17 protein-coding genes are annotated in these 16,088 nt (G+C 59.4%); 9 read left to right on the top strand and 8 right to left on the bottom strand.

Features of this window, described 5'->3' with window-relative positions:
* Window positions 1–30: 30 nt before the first annotated feature.
* Genes CKW14_RS02900 through CKW14_RS02890 form a run of 3 tightly spaced genes read right to left on the bottom strand, consistent with a single transcriptional unit; the run spans window position 31 to window position 3,251 of the window.
* Window positions 31–609, bottom strand: a complete 579-nt coding sequence (locus CKW14_RS02900) for a hypothetical protein (protein ID WP_095047912.1) — start codon at window positions 607–609, stop codon at window positions 31–33.
* A gap of 1 nt (window position 610) precedes the next feature.
* Complete coding sequence (locus tag CKW14_RS02895; RefSeq protein WP_095124606.1) at window positions 611–2,773, bottom strand: xanthine dehydrogenase family protein molybdopterin-binding subunit; 2,163 nt, start codon at window positions 2,771–2,773, stop codon at window positions 611–613.
* Between the two features lie 22 nt (window positions 2,774–2,795).
* Window positions 2,796–3,251: a (2Fe-2S)-binding protein gene (locus CKW14_RS02890; protein WP_003224136.1), complete on the bottom strand. Its 456-nt coding sequence runs from the start codon at window positions 3,249–3,251 to the stop codon at window positions 2,796–2,798.
* Between the two features lie 266 nt (window positions 3,252–3,517).
* On the opposite strand from CKW14_RS02890, the gene CKW14_RS02885 reads away from it, so the two are divergent.
* On the top strand, window positions 3,518–4,348 hold the full coding sequence (locus CKW14_RS02885; protein WP_095124605.1) for an alpha/beta fold hydrolase: 831 nt from the start codon (window positions 3,518–3,520) through the stop codon (window positions 4,346–4,348).
* A gap of 144 nt (window positions 4,349–4,492) precedes the next feature.
* Here CKW14_RS02885 and CKW14_RS02880 read toward each other — a convergent pair whose 3' ends face one another.
* A complete protein-coding gene (locus tag CKW14_RS02880) occupies window positions 4,493–4,885 on the bottom strand; it encodes a GFA family protein (protein ID WP_095124604.1) in 393 nt (130 codons plus the stop codon).
* Between the two features lie 856 nt (window positions 4,886–5,741).
* On the opposite strand from CKW14_RS02880, the gene CKW14_RS02875 reads away from it, so the two are divergent.
* From CKW14_RS02875 to CKW14_RS02865, 3 genes are all read left to right on the top strand, one after another.
* Entirely contained in the window at window positions 5,742–6,098 is a 357-nt protein-coding gene (locus CKW14_RS02875) for a DUF6124 family protein (RefSeq protein WP_256587177.1), read from the top strand.
* A 282-nt stretch (window positions 6,099–6,380) separates the two neighbouring features.
* Window positions 6,381–7,154, top strand: coding sequence for a carboxymuconolactone decarboxylase family protein (locus CKW14_RS02870; RefSeq protein WP_095124707.1), 774 nt, complete (start codon window positions 6,381–6,383; stop codon window positions 7,152–7,154).
* A 129-nt stretch (window positions 7,155–7,283) separates the two neighbouring features.
* Window positions 7,284–7,952 carry a bifunctional 2-polyprenyl-6-hydroxyphenol methylase/3-demethylubiquinol 3-O-methyltransferase UbiG gene (locus tag CKW14_RS02865; protein WP_095124603.1) on the top strand — a complete coding sequence of 223 codons (669 nt, stop codon included), beginning with the start codon at window positions 7,284–7,286 and terminating at the stop codon, window positions 7,950–7,952.
* 212 nt (window positions 7,953–8,164) lie between these two features.
* On the opposite strand, the gene CKW14_RS02860 is transcribed toward CKW14_RS02865, so the two are convergent.
* Window positions 8,165–8,434, bottom strand: coding sequence for a transmembrane sensor/regulator PpyR (locus CKW14_RS02860; protein WP_095124602.1), 270 nt, complete (start codon window positions 8,432–8,434; stop codon window positions 8,165–8,167).
* Window positions 8,435–8,746: 312 nt separating this feature from the next.
* On the opposite strand from CKW14_RS02860, the gene CKW14_RS02855 reads away from it, so the two are divergent.
* The 5 genes from CKW14_RS02855 (at window position 8,747) to CKW14_RS02835 (ending at window position 12,015) form a co-directional block, all read left to right on the top strand.
* Entirely contained in the window at window positions 8,747–9,250 is a 504-nt protein-coding gene (locus CKW14_RS02855; protein ID WP_095124601.1) for a VOC family protein, read from the top strand.
* A gap of 35 nt (window positions 9,251–9,285) precedes the next feature.
* Window positions 9,286–10,119 (top strand): AraC family transcriptional regulator, encoded by an 834-nt coding sequence (locus tag CKW14_RS02850; RefSeq protein WP_095124600.1) that lies wholly within the window; start codon window positions 9,286–9,288, stop codon window positions 10,117–10,119.
* Between the two features lie 218 nt (window positions 10,120–10,337).
* Window positions 10,338–10,640 (top strand): helix-turn-helix transcriptional regulator, encoded by a 303-nt coding sequence (locus CKW14_RS02845; RefSeq protein WP_077572353.1) that lies wholly within the window; start codon window positions 10,338–10,340, stop codon window positions 10,638–10,640.
* A 61-nt stretch (window positions 10,641–10,701) separates the two neighbouring features.
* A complete protein-coding gene (locus CKW14_RS02840) occupies window positions 10,702–11,685 on the top strand; it encodes a zinc-dependent alcohol dehydrogenase family protein (RefSeq protein WP_095124599.1) in 984 nt (327 codons plus the stop codon).
* 21 nt (window positions 11,686–11,706) lie between these two features.
* On the top strand, window positions 11,707–12,015 hold the full coding sequence (locus tag CKW14_RS02835) for an antibiotic biosynthesis monooxygenase (protein WP_095047923.1): 309 nt from the start codon (window positions 11,707–11,709) through the stop codon (window positions 12,013–12,015).
* Between the two features lie 121 nt (window positions 12,016–12,136).
* Here CKW14_RS02835 and CKW14_RS02830 read toward each other — a convergent pair whose 3' ends face one another.
* The 3 genes from CKW14_RS02830 to CKW14_RS02820 all read right to left on the bottom strand — a co-directional run bounded on the left by CKW14_RS02830 (window position 12,137) and on the right by CKW14_RS02820 (window position 15,904).
* Window positions 12,137–12,724 (bottom strand): LysE family translocator, encoded by a 588-nt coding sequence (locus CKW14_RS02830; RefSeq protein WP_095047924.1) that lies wholly within the window; start codon window positions 12,722–12,724, stop codon window positions 12,137–12,139.
* 331 nt (window positions 12,725–13,055) lie between these two features.
* Complete coding sequence (locus CKW14_RS02825) at window positions 13,056–15,293, bottom strand: ATP-binding protein (protein ID WP_095124598.1); 2,238 nt, start codon at window positions 15,291–15,293, stop codon at window positions 13,056–13,058.
* Window positions 15,290–15,904, bottom strand: coding sequence for a biliverdin-producing heme oxygenase (locus CKW14_RS02820; RefSeq protein ID WP_095124597.1), 615 nt, complete (start codon window positions 15,902–15,904; stop codon window positions 15,290–15,292). The genes CKW14_RS02825 and CKW14_RS02820 overlap by 4 nt, the downstream gene beginning before the upstream one ends.
* Between the last annotated feature and the right edge of the window lie 184 nt (window positions 15,905–16,088).

Genomic DNA, 16,088 nt, shown 5'->3' with positions numbered 1-16,088 from the left:
TTCCAAGCGTAGCGCTAATTTGGCAATGGCTCACATTTGCGCCACCGGGCATGGCCCGCCCGCATCGGCCCAGAGCTTGAATTGCGTGACAAAAATATCGTGCGGCACTGGCACCGGCGCGCGCCCTGCCCCGGGATTCCAGCCCCACAGCACCAATTTGTCTTCGCTGACATGCTTGATCAGTGCAGCAAAGTCGCGATCGCCATTGCTCGAACGGTCCTTGATCATCGCGCAGAGCTTGTCCGGTGGCAGGCCGATCCAGGCCATTTTGTGCGCTGCCGGCGGCAGGCTCCAGTGCGGCGCCCCCGGTGGCGCATGCGGGCCGTAACTGGCCGGCGGATTGTTTTCCGCGTGGCAGGTGGCGCAAGGCAAACCGGCGGCGCCCTTGCCGTCCATGCCGCGCACCACGTTCATCGCATGGGGAATGCCGGCGTCGAACTGCAACGGCGAATCACCGGGAATGTGACAGTTCTGGCAGCGCGGACTCTGGAAGACTTTCTGTACCGTGGTGAAGGCTTTCAAGGCTTCCTGATCATCGGCAAACAGGTCCGAGGCATAACCGCCCAGCCCCAGTAGAACCACCGTGCCCAACACTAGATGTCGTTTCATCTCACACCCCCGACAGTTGCAGCGGCAACTCGCGCAGGCGTTGCCCGGTCAGGGCGAACACCGCGTTGGCCACGGCTGGCGCGGTCGGCGGCACACCGGCCTCGCCGATGCCACCGGGTTTGTCGCTGCTGGGCACGATGTGCACTTCCACCACCGGCATCTCGTTGAGCCGCAGCACCTGATAATCGTGATAGTTGGATTGCACGACCGCGCCGTCCTTGAGCGTCAGTTTGCTGTGCAGCGCCATGCCCAGACCGAAGGTGATGCACGATTCCATCTGCGCCGCGATACTCTGCGGATTCACCGCAATCCCGCAGTCCACCGCACAGACCACGCGATGCACGCGAATCGCCAAATTGTCCTGCGACACCTCCGCCACCTGCGCAACGTAGCTACCGAACGACTCGTGCACTGCCACGCCCAACGCATGGCCATCCGGCAATGGTGCTTTCCAGTTAGCCTTTTCCACCGCCAGATTGAGCACGCCCAAATGCCGAGGATGATCCTTGAGCAAGGTTCGTCGGTACTCGACCGGATCCTTGCCCGCCGCCGTGGCCATTTCATCGATCAGCGATTCCATGACAAAACCGGTATGGCTATGGCCAACCGAGCGCAGCCACAACACATTGATGCCCGTTTGCGGCGAATGCAGATCGACCTGATGATTGGCCAGGCCTTTAACGTAAGGACTGTCGGAAACGCCTTCGACCGAGGTCGGGTCGATGCCGTTTTTGACCATCGTCGCCTCCATCAGCGTGCCGGTCATGATCGACTGCCCGACCAGCACGTGCTGCCAGCTCGACGGCAAGCCATCAGCACCCAAACCGATCTTCGCCTGATGGAGGAACATCGAACGGTAATAACCGCCGCGAATATCGTCTTCACGCGACCACACGGTTTTCACCGGCATCGCGGCGGCTTTCGCCACTTGCACCGCCTCGGCGACGAAGTCTGATGTCGGGTTGGCCCGGCGCCCAAAACCACCGCCAAGGAATTCGGTGTGAATTTCCACCTGCTCCGGCTTCAGGCCAGTGATCTTGCCAGCGACCATTTGATCCAGCGTCTGGAATTGTGTGCCGGTCCAGATTTCGCATTTTTCCGCACTGATTTTCACCGTGCAGTTGAGCGGCTCCATCGGCGCATGAGCCAGATAAGGCACGCTGTATTCGACATCGATCTTCTTCGCCGCTTTGCCAAAACTGCCCTTTGCATCACCGGCCTGACTCGCCGACGTGCCTTGCGTCGCGGCCAGTTTGCGGAAACTCGCCAGCAGTTTTTCGCTGCTCAGGTCCGCATGCGGACCCAGGTCCCAATCGACCTTCAGCGCATCACGCCCCAGTTTCGCCGCCCAGTAATGCTCGGCAATCACCGCCACGCCCGTCGGTACCTGCACCACTTTGTGTACGCCCGGCACCGCCAGCGCTTCAGCGCCTTCGAAAGATTTAACAGTGGCACCGAATACCGGTGGGCGCGCGACCATTGCGGTCATCAATCCTTCAAACTGCACGTCCATGCCGAACTTGGCGCGGCCGGTGATTTTCTCCGGTGTGTCGAGGCGTTTGGTCGGTTTGCCAATGACCTTCCAGTCCTTGGCTTCCTTGAAGGTAATCGACTTCGGATCCGGCACCGGCAATTGCCCGGCGGCATCTGCCAGCTCGCCATAAGTTGCACGCTTGTCACCGGCAATCACCACGCCCGATTCAGTGCGAATGGCCGACGGTGCCACCTCGAAGCGTTTCGCCGCCGCCTCCACCAGCATCTGCCGCGCGGTCGCGCCTGCCAGCCGATAGCGGTCAAACTCCATCCACGTCGACGTCGAGCCGCCGGTAATCTGCATGCCGCCAAAACCGGGCATGCCGTAATCCGCCGCCGACGCGGGCGAGTGCTCGACGCGGATCTTCGACCAGTCCGCGTCCAGCTCCTCGGCAATCAACATGGTCAGGCCGGTCCAGATGCCCTGGCCCATTTCCGAATGCCCGAGCAGCACCGTCACGCTGTTGTCCGCTGCGATTCGCAAAAATGCATTCGGCGCAAACACCTTGCCTTCATTCTCGGCCGCATAGGCAAACTTGTGGCCGCCAGGGACGACAAACGCCACCACCAGACCGCCGCCCAACAGGGCGCTGCCTTTGAGAAAACTCCGACGCGATACAGGACTGTTCATCGCCTATCTCCCACAGATTGAATCAGCCGATTTCCGATGCACGCTTAACCGCTGCGCGAATGCGGGGATAGGTTCCGCAACGGCAGATATTGCCGGAGAGCGCCTGATCGATATCGCTGTCGGTGGGTTTGGGGATTTTCGCCAGCAGCGCGGCAGCAGACATGATCTGCCCCGACTGGCAGTAACCGCACTGCACCACGTCAAGTTCGGCCCAGGCTTGCTGCACCGGGTGCGAACCATCGGTGGACAGCCCTTCGATGGTGAGAATTTTCTGGCCATGGGCTACGGCGGTCGCGGGCGTAATGCAGGCGCGCAACGGCGCCCCGTCAACGTGCACGGTGCAGGCCCCGCACTGGGCCATGCCGCAGCCAAATTTGGTACCGGTCAAGTGCGCGACATCGCGCAGGACCCAGAGCAACGGCATGTCCGCGGGGACATCGAGCTCCTGATCCTTGCCATTGATATTCAAGGTCAGCATCGGGGAATTTCCTCAGACTCACGGTGTTCTGAAGGGGCGCCGCTGTGGCCATCAAAGCCTACGCGCGCCTCGGCTTATCCCTTTCAGCAAAGCCTAATTTGCGCACGAAGCCAGACGTTGCGACCACCGGTCATGCAGATGTCGACTTTAATCCTACAGTTGATAACGGCTCGCACTGAGCCATCGCAGTGGAAAACTCGTCATGAGCGAAACCGGTCCGCGCTGACCGCGCGGGTTACCCATCAGATTGGTCTGGAGTTGCGAACATGGGATTTGTCACCAGCAAAGACGGCGTCGAGATTTTCTACAAAGACTGGGGCCCGAAAGACGCGCCGGTGATCCACTTCCACCACGGCTGGCCGCTCAGCTCGGACGATTGGGACGCACAGATGCTGTTCTTCCTCGGCAAAGGCTTCCGGGTGGTTGCCCATGATCGCCGTGGGCATGGACGTTCGAGTCAGGTCTGGGACGGGCACGACATGGATCATTACGCCGACGATACGCTGGCTGTGGTTAATCATCTGGGCCTGAAGAACGTCGTGCATGTCGGCCATTCGACCGGTGGCGGTGAGGTGATTCATTACATTGCCCGGCATGGTCAGGACAACGTTGCCAAAGGTGTGCTGATCAGCGCGGTGCCACCGTTGATGGTGCAGACCGAGAGCAATCCGGGTGGGCTGCCGAAATCGGTATTCGATGACTTTCAGGCGCAACTCGCGGCGAATCGCGCGCAGTTTTATCGCGATATTCCGACCGGGCCGTTTTATGGCTACAACCGGCCCGGGGCCACGCCATCGGAAGGGATTATTGCCAACTGGTGGCGTCAGGGCATGATCGGCGGAGCGAAGGCGCACTACGATGGGATCGTGGCGTTTTCGCAGACCGATTTCACCGAAGACTTGAAGAAGGTCACGGTGCCGGTGCTGGTGATGCATGGCGAGGATGATCAGATTGTGCCGTATGCGGATTCAGGGCCGTTGTCGGCGAAGTTGCTGCCCAATGGCACGCTGAAGTCGTATCCGGGGTTTCCGCACGGGATGCCGACGACGGAGGCCGAAACGATCAACGCGGATCTGCTGGCCTTTATTCGCAGCTGAAATCATTGGCAGCCATACACTTCCCCCCTGTGGGAGCGAGCCTGCTCGCGAATGCGATCTGTCAGTTGAACTTGAGCTGAATGACCCACCGCATTCGCGAGCAGGCTCGCTCCCACAAGGGGGATGTGATTGGGCTCACGTCCATTATTCCTCTGTGCGCCCCGTGCTTTCACGATCACGCTCGTAGTGGTGAGCCAGTGGCAGCGCCGGCAACCATGATTCACGCCGAATGGTCCAGAGTTCGTAAGTAGGTTTGAACTGATTAGGCTCATCGAGCGATCCGATGTTGACCTCTACTTCATCTGCCGAACGTGTGAACACAGGTGAGCCGCAACGCGGGCAGAAAAAGCGCCCGTTGTAGTCGCGGGTTTCGCCGGTGACCTTCAACGCATCCTCGGGAAATATGGCCGAGGTGTGAAAGAGCGTGCCGTGGCGTTTGCGGCAGTCGAGGCAGTGGCAGATGCCGACTCGGTAGGGCTGACCTGTCACTTCGAAACGGACATCGCCGCACAGGCAACTGCCGGTCAATAGATTCATGTCGCACCTCCTCTTCAGAATTTAAAATTAGCGACAGCCCTCACCCTAACCCTCTCCCAGAGGTAGAGGGAACTGACCGCGCTGAATGTGCAAGTTGCACCGACTTGAAATACCGAGTCGGACTCAGGTTTGAAGAGCACAAAGATCAGCTCCCTTTCCCCCTCGCCCCCTGGGGGAGAGGGAACTGACCGCGCTGAATGTGCAAGTTGCACCGACTTGAAATACCGAGTCGGACTCAGGTTTGAAGAGCACAAAGATCAGCTCCCTTTCCCCCTCGCCCCCCTGGGGGAGAGGGAACTGACCGCGCTGAATGTGCAAGTTGCACCGACTTGAGATACCGAGTCGGACTCAGGCCTGGAAGTACATGGAGATCTGCTCCCTTTCCCCCTCGCCCCCTTTGGGGGAGAGGGCTGGGGTGAGGGGGGGAATCGCACTGACACACCGCAAAACCCAAAGCCCCCGCCATCCAGTATTTTCATCAATAAACACGAAGGCCGTGATCACGTTTAAAGCACACAAACCGTTACGCCATCCTCCCTACAACACCTTGCGTCGTTACCTACGCGTACGCCAGAATCCGCCGGCTTACACGGCTATGTGCCGGGCTATATCGTTTGCCTGTCACTGCAAAACAGTGATCGGGTTTGGTAGCCCGTCTGTAATAGCCGTGTGACGACACCCTGTGCTTTCTCTTTGTGGAGGCTCAGTTCAATGGTGGTCATGCGTGGGGCTCACTCGTGAGCGCCGGGTTCCTATTGCAGCCGGTCTACCAACCCGCGTATGGCCACCACCCACTCGTTTGGTAGCGAGAGTGATGGCTCCTTAAACTGCGATAGGAGTTTCATCCATGTTCTAAATCACGCCAAATCCGCCACCCACCGATCCAATCCCTCACGACCCAGCGCTCAACCCGCAAAAGGTCAAAGAAGCCACCGACCGCGCCCTCGACTACTACATGCGACCCGAAGCACTGGGGGCGCTGCCAAGCTCACCCAAGTTTCGCCCGGTCTATTTGGTCGACCCCACGCTGGATGAAGAAACCCTACGGGTCGAAGCCTGTGAGTCGCTTTCCTACGCCCACTCCATGGCCGGTAACATCGCCAACTCAATAGGCGGCCCGGAGCGCAAACCGCTGCTGGCGCTGCAACAGGTGATCATGCTGAACGAGCTGCTGGTCAATCGCCTGCTGGACAAGCTGCGCGTGCCACAGTAGTCACCCAAAGGATGAGTGCAGAGTTACCCCTTCACTCATTCCGTAGATTGATGAGCAGAATTCATCAAGCCATCCCGATTTAGCCGTCTAGTGCCCCCCCGTCACCTCGCTTACTGTGCTCCCCACGCCCAACGGGAGATCGACATGCACAAGCGCACACGCGGCAACCGTTCACTCGAAGTATCCGCCCTCGGCGTTGGCTGCATGGACCTGAGCTATGGCTATGGCTCGACCACAGCTACTCAGGACATCGCAGAACCGCAAAGGATGGAGCCTTTCACGATGGCCACTGACACACGCAGCAGCGCTGCCCTTCCCGCACTTATGGCGTTCTGCCTGATCGTTGGGTCGATGTTCAGCGCTACCACTCAAGCAGCCGAGACACCGCAATCCATGACCACTCCGCAAACCACCGCACAGGCCCTGTCGGGTAAACAACAGACGATTCCACTGATTGCCGCGTTCATGGCGACCAGCGACATGCGCAACCTCAACTCGGCGCTCAACCAGGCACTCGACGCCGGCCTGACCATCAGCGAAACCCGGGAAATTCTCGTGCAGCTCTACGCTTACGTCGGGTTCCCGCGCAGCCTCAATGCCTTGAACGAGCTGATGACGGTGGTGCAGGTACGCAAACAACGCGGCATCGAAGATGCGCCGGGGCGTGAGCCGGGCCGGGCGATTCCAGTTGGGGATGAACTGCTGGCCAGCGGCACCGCGAATCAAACGAAAATTTCGGGCGCCCCGGTCAAAGGCCCGGTGTTCGAGTTCGCCCCGGTTATCAACCAGTTCCTGCAAACCCACCTGTTCGGCGACATCTTCGAGCGCGACAACCTTGACTGGCAAAGCCGTGAACTGGCGACCGTCGGGGCGCTGGCTGCAACGCCGGGCGTAGAATCGCAACTGCGCGCGCATATGGCGGCGAGCCTGCGCGTCGGGCTCAGCGCGGCACAGTTGGCCGAGGTCACTGAGCTGCTGAAAAAGCACGGTGATGCGCAAACCGCCGAACGTGCAAATGCAGCGCTCAAAGAGGCTTTGGCGGCTTCGAAAAAATGACCGAAAAATGGACCTGATATCGATTTCTCAAAAATATCGGCGTTCGGAGTTGTGTGGGTGCGCTGATCTACAAACCCTGGCTTGCGATCAGCGTCCATACTGTGGTTTTTCAGAAGTCGGGACTCCGCCATGCCCTCCCCCGAATCCAGCCTTTTGCAGAGCTGGCACGACAACGCTGATGTCTGGATCGAGGTGATCCGCAGCGGCGCCATCGAAAGCCGTCAGCAGGTTACCGATCAAGCGATTTTGTTGGCGATCATGGGCCGGCAGCCGCAGCGTGTGCTCGACCTCGGCTGCGGTGAAGGCTGGCTGTTGCGGGCGCTGGCGGATCGGGGGATTGATGCCGTCGGGGTGGATGGCGATGCGCGGCTGGTCGAAGCGGCGCGTCTGGCGGGGGCGGCGCGGGTGCATGTTGCGAGTTACGAAGCGCTGGTCGATGGCAAGGTCGATATCGGTCGTGACTACAACCTGGTGTGCGCGAATTTCTCGCTACTGCATCAAGACATAATTCCGCTGCTTGCCGCGATGAATGCCTTGCTTGTTCCCACAGGTGTTGTGGTCATTCAGACACTGCATCCATGGTCTGTCGCGGCAGGCGATTATCAGGATGGCTGGCGCGAAGAATCGTTCGCGGGATTCAAAGGTCAGTGGCAGCCGATGCCGTGGTATTTCCGCACGTTGTCGAGCTGGTTGAATGCGCTGGACATGGCCGGGTTCCAATTGGCCGGTTTGCAGGAGCCACAGCATCCGCAAAGTCCAGTGCCGCAGTCCTTGCTGATGGTTGCCGAGCGCCGCTGAGATTTCAGAAACACCATCAATCATTGTAGGAGCTGGCTTGCCAGCGATGGCGTCGGGTCAGTCAACATTGATGTTGAAGGTGCTGGCCTCATCGCTGGCAAGCCAGCTCCCACAGTGGTTTGGGTGTGCCAGGAATTTGTGACCACCATACAAACCTGTGGGAGTGAGCCTGCTCGCGATGACGGTATTTCAGGCGACATCAATGTTGAATATCAGACCGCAATCGCTTGCAGGCAAGCTCCCACAGTGGTTTCGGGACCACGGATGCGGTACTGCGCCAGCAGGCGCATGACGTAACCGATCTTGATCAGGGTCGGGCCGAGGATGGTCAGCGAATGCATCGCCACCAGCAGCGCAATCGGCATGTGGCCGTTGTAGATATACGCGCCGTATATGCCAGCGAGCAGCATGAGCAGACCAGCGACGAGGATTTTGCTCGACAGGTGCAGAAAGTTCAGCGGGTTTTCAAAGAAAGTGAGCATGGTGTCGTACTCCTGAGCGGTTCGTTTAGGTAAGTTGAGTACATCAAGTCTCGTGCCCGATTTTCAATTCAATAAAATCAGTTTGTTGCACGATAACGAGTCAATTTGACACAAGCCGGACGCAGTCAATTCGACCTGAAACCTTGTCATTACGACTACATAAAGACACGGTAAGAAAATCCGGTCTGCGGCTCGGTGTCTCCGTCGTCAGGATTTCCAATGCTCGGCAATTGTCGATCTACGGCACCGGCAATCGACCAAGGACTGACTACGCTGTAAATCCAGCTGTCTAACCTGCCGAGGATGACTGCCATGCAACGCTTTCAAAAACTCACCCCTTGCCTTTGGTTCGACGATCAGGCCGAAGCCGCTGCGAAGTTTTACTGCTCAATCTTCGATCACGCGAAAATCACCGGCCTGACCCACTACAGCAAGGTCGGCCAGGAATTTCACGGCAAACCGGAAGGTGCGGTGATGACCGTCAGTTTCGAACTCGATGGCCAGACCTTCACCGGCCTTAACGGTGGGCCGATGTTCAAATTCAGCGAGGCGATCTCGTTCCAAGTCAATTGCCAGAATCAGGAAGAGGTCGACCATTTCTGGGGCAATCTGTCCGAGGGTGGTCCCGTCGAAGCCCAGCAATGCGGCTGGCTCAAGGACAAGTTCGGCGTGTCGTGGCAGATCGTGCCGGTGGCGTTCATGCACATGATGCTGGATGCCGACACCAGCAAATCGCAGCGAGCGATGCAGGCCATGTTCACGATGAAAAAACTCGACATTGCCGAACTTGAACGGGCCTTTGCCGGCCAGAGCTAATACAATGGCGCCCTGGCCTGCCGGGAATAACAACGATGAAACACGCTGCCGCCAAACACCCTGAAAAAGCCCCGCGCTTCTGGCGCGACGCGGCGCTGCCGTTCATTGAAGCGCGGGCCATCGCCGATGGCCGCGAGGTCTGCTACGCGCGGCATTCCCATGCGCACTTTTCCATTGGCGCGATCACCGCCGGTCGCAGCACCTATGTGCATGAGCAGGCGCAGTTCGAGGTCGCGGCGGGCACTGTGGTGCTGATGAACCCCGGCGATGTGCATGCGTGCAATCCGATCGATGATCAGCCGTGGTCGTATGTGATGCTGTACGTGGAAACGCCCTGGCTGACGGATTTGCAGCATCAGTTGGGCTTTGCCGGTGATCTTGAGTTTCGGCGTTTTTCCACCACACACCTTGATGACACTGCGCTGTTCAACGAACTGAACGGGCTGTATCAAACGTTAGTCGACCCGCAACAGGATGTGCTGCGCAAGCAAAGCGCGGCGGTGGAGTTTTTCAGCGACCTGCAACTGCGTTTGAACCCCGCCGGCCCCTCTCTGCGCGAGCCAAATTTCAAACTGGAACGCGCTGCCGATTTCATCCGCGAGCACTGCACCGAAGTGCTCAACCTCGACGACATCTGCGCCGCTGCACAGCTTTCACCGTCGTACCTGATCCGCGCCTTCAAACAGCATTACGGCATGACGCCCCACGCATTTTTGGTCAACCAGCGCATCCAGTTCGCCCGCGAGCGTTTGCGCAGCGGGGAGTTGATCGCTGATGTGGCGCTGGAAGCCGGGTTTGCCGACCAGGCGCATTTTCAACGAGCGTTCAAGCAGCATCTGGCGGCAACGCCCGGCCAATATCGCGGCTGACACCTCATCTGAAAATCAACACTTCCCCCCGTGGGAGCGAGCTTGTTTGATCGTTCCCACGCTCTGCGTGGGAACGCAGCCCGGGACGCTCCGCGTCCCTTCCAGAGCCGAACGCAGAGCGTCCGTTGAGGCATTCCCACGCGGAGCATGGGAACGATCAATCGCTGGCCAACACATTCAGATATTGACATATCGGTAAATTCCGATATCGTCGCGGCATGGAACTACTCGAAATCTTCAAAGCCCTCTCGAACCGCACACGCCTGGAAATCCTCAAAGGCTTGAAGGATCCCGAGAAACACTTTCCTCCCCAGGACGAAGGTGACGTGCATACGGTGGGTGTTTGCGTCAGCAGTATTCAGGAAGGCGTCGGGCTGTCGCAGTCGACGGTGTCCGATTACCTGGCGACGCTGCAACGCGCCGGCCTGGTCGAAGTCAGGCGTATTGGGCAGTGGACCTATTACAAACGCAACGAAGCAGCGATCAGCGCGCTGGCCGAGATCATCGGCAGCGAGCTGTAATTTTTTGCCCCACGATATCGAGAATTCCCGATATCCCTTTTTACCGAAACGAGGAAATGCAATGCAAGCGATGATCCTTACTTCATTTGGCGGCGCGCAATCGTTCGAACTTTGTGAGGTACCCAAGCCAGTGCCACAAGCGGGCGAAGTGCTGGTACGGGTGCACGCTACCTCCATCAACCCGCTGGATTATCAGGTTCGCCGTGGCGACTATGCCGATCTGGTGCCCCTCCCCGCCATTACCGGGCACGACGTCTCCGGCGTTGTCGAAGCCGTCGGGCCGGGGGTGACGGCGTTCGGGCCGGGTGACGAAGTCTGGTACACCCCGCAGATTTTCGACGGCCCAGGCAGTTATGCCGAATACCACGTGGCGGCCGAAAGCATTATCGGCAAGAAGCCGCCCGCACTGAGCCACCTTGAAGCGGCAAGCCTGAGTCTGGTTGGCGGCACGGCGTGGGAAGCGCTGGTCGTGCGGGCGGCGCTCAGAGTCGGCGAGAGCATTCTGATCCATGGCGGCGCGGGTGGCGTCGGTCATGTCGCAATCCAGTTGGCCAAAGCCATCGGCGCGAAGGTTTTTACTACCGTGCGTGAAGGCAATTTCGAGTTCGCCCAGCGTATGGGCGCCGATGTGCTGATCGACTACGAAAAGGAAGATTACGTCGAGGCGATCCTGCGCGAAACCGCTGGCCACGGCGTCGATGTGGTGTTCGATACCATCGGCGGCAACACCTTGGCGCGCAGTCCCGACGCCCTCGCACAGCTTGGCCGCGTGGTGTCGATCGTGGACCTTGCCCAGCCGCAAAACCTGATTCAGGCCTGGGGCAAGAACGCCAGCTACCACTTCGTTTTCACCCGACAGAATCGCGGCAAACTCGATGAGTTGAGCGCATTGATCGCCAACGGTCAGTTGCGCCCGCACGTTGGCGCGGTCTATGCGCTGGCCGACATCGGCCTGGCCCAGGCCCGGCTGGAGACGCCCAACAACGGCCTCCAAGGGAAGATCGCGATTGCTGTCATGCCGTCGTCTCAAGTCGACAATCGCTGAACTCACTTCGAGGAGAACATCATGGTTTACGAGATCGCTCTACTACCCGTTCACCAAGAACAAACTGAAGCGTTTCGGCGTGCGTTCGCCGAGGTCGAGCCTTTGCTCAAACGGGCAAAGGGTTACGGCGGCCACCTGCTCGCGCCAGGAATCGAAACGCCTGAGGTGTTCAATTTGATTGTGCGCTGGCAATCCCTTGAGGATCACACGCCGGGGTTTGAAGCGAGTGAAGACCATCGGCTGTTCATGCTGGGCCTGGAGGAGTATTTTTCGGACGAGCCGAAGGTCTGGCACATCGAAGGTGGCGCGTTTCAGCAGCCATTCAACTAATCAATCTCTCGGCTACCCGTGATCCATTGTAGGAGTGAGCCTGCTCGCGATAGCGGTCTATCAATCGACATTTATATTGACTGATACACCGCTATCGCGAGCAGGCTCACTCCTACAGGGTTTACGGTAGCAGCAGGTATATCGCGCTGACGGCCAACAACCCCGCCATCACCCGATTGAACCAACGCATTCCCGCCGCATTGCTCAAATACCCACGCAAAAACGTCCCGGCATACGCCCAGCAGCCGACCGACAGATAACAAATCACCAGATACACCGCCGCAAACTGCCACACCAGCCGCGCCTCGCCATCAGCGACAAACGCGCCCATACCCGCGACGCATGCCAGCCAGGCTTTCGGGTTGAGCCATTGCATCACCGCGCCATACAGCATCGATGGCGCCCGCCCTGACTCACCGGCATTCAACTGTCCGTCATCCATGGCCAGTTTCCACGCCATGAACAGCAGAAACGCCACGCCGGCCAGTTGCACCACACGGGTCATGAACGGCCAGAGCTTCAACACCTCATGCAGGCCCAATCCCATCAACACCAGCAACAGCACAAACCCCAGCGTCGCTCCGGCAACATGCCGCTGACTGGCGCGAAAACCGAACTGCGCCCCGGAACTCAACGCCACGATATTCACCGGCCCCGGCGTGATCGACGCAGCCAACGCAAAAGCCGCCATGGAAACAATCAGACTCATCGCACACCTGCTTCAAATCGAGGAACAAGGTGCTCACGGTAGCGAGCACCCGGTCCTCGGTATTGAAGAAAATGCCCCTGTGATCCTGATCGTTCCCACGCTCTGCGTGGGAATGTAGCCCGGGACGCTCCGCGTCCCTTCCAGAGCCGAACGCAGAGCGTCCGTTGAGGCATTCCCACGCAGAGCGTGGGAACGATCAAACGACACAAATCCCCTGTGGGAGCGAGCCTGCTCCGGGCGGCGTTCCGACGAATGCGGTGGGTCATTCAGCACTGCATTGCCAGGACGACCCCATTCGCGAGCAGGCTCGCTCCCACACATAAAAAGACGATCAGTCCAAACGCGGCACGGTGAAGCGGAACTCGCTGCCCTGCCCCGGTTCACTCTCGGCGAAGATCCGCCCGCCATGGGCTTCGACGATACCTTGGGTGATGTATAACCCCAGACCGGTGCCGGTCGGATTGCCCTCTTTCACCGTCCAGTAACGGTCAAAGACGTGCGGCAGATGTTCCTTGGGAATGCCCTCGCCGCTGTCGCGCACAGTGAAAACGATATCATCGCCGACCGACGTGGCATGCACGCCCACCGTGCCCAGGCGCGGGGTGAACTTGATCGCGTTGCCGACCAGATTAGACAGCACCTGAAACAGCCGCTCGGGGTCGGCATGGATACGCAGATCGGGGTCGGCGGCGAAGGAAATGCTGATGTCCTTGTCCAACGCCAGCGGCGCGAGCAACGCCTGCGCCTCCTCGAACATCTGCCCGACATCGAGTTTCTGCGGGGTGATGGAGTAGCGCCCGGCGTCGATTTTCGAGGTGTCGAGCAGGTCCTCCAACAGCGTATTCATGCGCCCGGCGGCCTGCTGCATGGTGTCGATGGCCGTGGAGATCCTGCGCGAAGTGTGCGGGCCGTCGGAGCTGAAAGCCTTCTGCATCATGCCGCAGAGCATCGAGATCACGGTCATCGGGTTACGCAGATCGTGCGACACCACCGCCACCAATTCATCGCGGGCGCGCACCGCTTCCTGCTCACGGCGGACCTGCCGGGCCAGATCGTTTTCCAGTGCCGAACGGCGCAGATCATTGGCGGCGAACAAATCACCGTGGCTCCACTTGGTGGAGATCCCGGCCATCTCTACTTTCCAGATTTCGAACGAGGTACGCGGGCGCAAACGCAGGCCGGCGCCGGAGTTTTCCAGGTCCAGCGGCTTGCGCGGATCGCCGCTCCAATTGATGTTCTCCTTGACCTCCGGACGGAACCAGAACACGCCGTTGTCCACCGGTTTCGGCAGGCTCATGGCAAGCACGCCGCTGGCCACCTGCTGATATTGCGCGGCCGGCGGGTAGACGCTGGCCAGGTGATGACTGGCAAACACCGCCTCGCCGCTGTCCTGCAGCCACTTGTGCAAGGCGCGAATGTCTTCCGGTTCCGGGCAGTTGCCGTAACGGTGCAGTTGTTTGTCTTCGATGATCGCGATGCCGCCGGCATTGGTCAGCGCCATCAACGTCTGCGGTTGATTGGCCAGACCGTCGAAGACATTCTGCGGCGAGTCGATCATCGCCTGATTGAGCAGCGCCAAGGCTTCGACTTTTTCTTCACGCTGACGGCTGATCTCCAGCGCTTCCATGGCGCTAATCTGCAACGACAGTACCTGGCCGATGGTCTGGCACGCCGCACGCAACTCATGCGGCACGTGCAGTGGCTGACGATTGCCGCAACTGATCAGGCCCCAAAGCTTGTCACCCTTGAGCAGGGAAATGCTCATCGACGACAACACGCCCATGTTTTTCATGTACTGGCAGTGGATCGGCGACACACTGCGCAGGGTGGCGAAACTCAGGTCCAGCGGCGTGTTCGTGTCCGGGCGCAGCTTAGGCACCAGCGGCACCGGTTGGTAGTCGGCATTGGGGATAATCCGCAGCCAATTGGTGCGATACAGCTCGCGCGCCTGTTCGGGAATGTCCGACGCTGGGAAAAACAGGCCATTGAATACTTCCATCGACGGGTCGGAGGCTTCGGCGATCACCTGGCCGTGGCCCTCCTCCTCGAAACGATAGATCAACACCCGGTCGTAACCGGTCATGGCCTGAATTTCCTTGACGCTGATGTCATACAGCGCCTGCAACGTGGTGGCCCCTTGCAGACGCTGGAGCATGCGCCCCAGATGCGTTTGATTGCCGGCGACATTGCGCGGCTGGAAATTTTCCACGTGGATTTCCAGCTCCAGAATCAGCACACCTTGATGGCGGTGCAGCAAACCCTCGAATGCCGTGCCGTTGAGCCTGAAGCGCAGCGGCTGCACATCGGACAGCGACGGTTGCAGTAAAGCTTCGCGCACTTGCGCCGCTTCGGCGTCGCCGATCAGGCTTTCCAGTGGCTGGCCGATCAGGCTTTGCGGCACCCGGGCCAGCAGGCTTTCGACGTTGGCGCTGACCTGAATGATCGCCAATGCAGGTTCGCTCAGGGTCAACAGCAAGCCGTGGGGCTGGATCGCACCGGGGAAACGAATCGGCTCGTCGGCACAGTTGGCCAGCAGTTCTTCAAAGGCTTCTTTGTCTTGCGGGTTCATGCCAGTACCTCCCGGCTTTCGAGCCAGCGCTCGAAACAGCTGAATGTGGTTTGTGCGGCGGTGACGACAGCGCCGCGCTCGGCGGCGCTCATTGGCCGACTGCCGAGGTATTCGATAAAGTCACGCCAGCGCCGGCCCGTGGCGGCGCCGTAGATATCGAGAAAAGCCGCGCCGTTATCGGCTTCCAGGCCTAACCGCGTCGAGATTTCCCGGCGCAGAATCTGCCCGCCCAGCGTCGCCCCCTCGAGGACGTAGAGCACGCCAAGGCAGGCAGCGCTTGAGTCGATGACCGGCAACTGCTCGCACTGCGGCAGGTTTTGCAGCGCTTCGGCAGATACGCCCAGCGCGTGCAGATCAGTGCGCAAGGTTGGCGCTTTGAGTCGAGGCGTCAGATCAAAATCGGCAGGAATTGCATCACTGCGGAGCAAGGCGTTTTCCAGCGGCAGATAGAAGCCGTAATAAGCCTGCATCAACCGCACAAAAGCCTGGGTATCGAGGGTATCGGAGAAAAAAGGAAGGCGTTTTTCCAGTGCGATGTGCAGTTCGGCAGTGCCGGCTCGCAGATCTTGCAGCACCGGTGGCACATAAACTTCACGGGCCTTTGCTTGCATGTAGATCGCTCTTGGTGGGGCCGCCGGGGGCCAAACGGGGTGAATGCAACGTCGGTGAAATTTTACACGGCTATCGCGGTTTCTGACCGGCCGGATAGATATTTCTGCCGAAACCATCACCCTCTGAGTCATTCAGAGTGAAGGCATCTGCAAAAAGTTCGACCGCGTTGCCCAACGGCACCGG

Origin of the sequence: Pseudomonas sp. Irchel s3a12 (assembly GCF_900187485.1) — a bacterium.
Classification (GTDB): domain Bacteria; phylum Pseudomonadota; class Gammaproteobacteria; order Pseudomonadales; family Pseudomonadaceae; genus Aquipseudomonas; species Aquipseudomonas neuropathica.
The sequence above is the reverse complement of the archived record's forward strand: the minus strand, read 5'-3'. Positions and strand labels throughout refer to the sequence as shown.

Bases quoted from the DNA above. Each gene is read 5' to 3' on its own strand.
- CKW14_RS02900 (WP_095047912.1), bottom strand. From the start codon at position 609: ATGAAACGACATCTAGTGTTGGGCACGGTGGTTCTACTGGGGCTGGGC.
- CKW14_RS02895 (WP_095124606.1), bottom strand. From the start codon at position 2,773: ATGAACAGTCCTGTATCGCGTCGGAGTTTTCTCAAAGGCAGCGCCCTG.
- CKW14_RS02890 (WP_003224136.1), bottom strand. From the start codon at position 3,251: ATGCTGACCTTGAATATCAATGGCAAGGATCAGGAGCTCGATGTCCCC.
- CKW14_RS02885 (WP_095124605.1), top strand. From the start codon at position 3,518: ATGGGATTTGTCACCAGCAAAGACGGCGTCGAGATTTTCTACAAAGAC.
- CKW14_RS02880 (WP_095124604.1), bottom strand. From the start codon at position 4,885: ATGAATCTATTGACCGGCAGTTGCCTGTGCGGCGATGTCCGTTTCGAA.
- CKW14_RS02870 (WP_095124707.1), top strand. From the start codon at position 6,381: ATGGCCACTGACACACGCAGCAGCGCTGCCCTTCCCGCACTTATGGCG.
- CKW14_RS02865 (WP_095124603.1), top strand. From the start codon at position 7,284: ATGCCCTCCCCCGAATCCAGCCTTTTGCAGAGCTGGCACGACAACGCT.
- CKW14_RS02860 (WP_095124602.1), bottom strand. From the start codon at position 8,434: ATGCTCACTTTCTTTGAAAACCCGCTGAACTTTCTGCACCTGTCGAGC.
- CKW14_RS02855 (WP_095124601.1), top strand. From the start codon at position 8,747: ATGCAACGCTTTCAAAAACTCACCCCTTGCCTTTGGTTCGACGATCAG.
- CKW14_RS02850 (WP_095124600.1), top strand. From the start codon at position 9,286: ATGAAACACGCTGCCGCCAAACACCCTGAAAAAGCCCCGCGCTTCTGG.
- CKW14_RS02845 (WP_077572353.1), top strand. From the start codon at position 10,338: ATGGAACTACTCGAAATCTTCAAAGCCCTCTCGAACCGCACACGCCTG.
- CKW14_RS02840 (WP_095124599.1), top strand. From the start codon at position 10,702: ATGCAAGCGATGATCCTTACTTCATTTGGCGGCGCGCAATCGTTCGAA.
- CKW14_RS02835 (WP_095047923.1), top strand. From the start codon at position 11,707: ATGGTTTACGAGATCGCTCTACTACCCGTTCACCAAGAACAAACTGAA.
- CKW14_RS02830 (WP_095047924.1), bottom strand. From the start codon at position 12,724: ATGAGTCTGATTGTTTCCATGGCGGCTTTTGCGTTGGCTGCGTCGATC.
- CKW14_RS02825 (WP_095124598.1), bottom strand. From the start codon at position 15,293: ATGAACCCGCAAGACAAAGAAGCCTTTGAAGAACTGCTGGCCAACTGT.
- CKW14_RS02820 (WP_095124597.1), bottom strand. From the start codon at position 15,904: ATGCAAGCAAAGGCCCGTGAAGTTTATGTGCCACCGGTGCTGCAAGAT.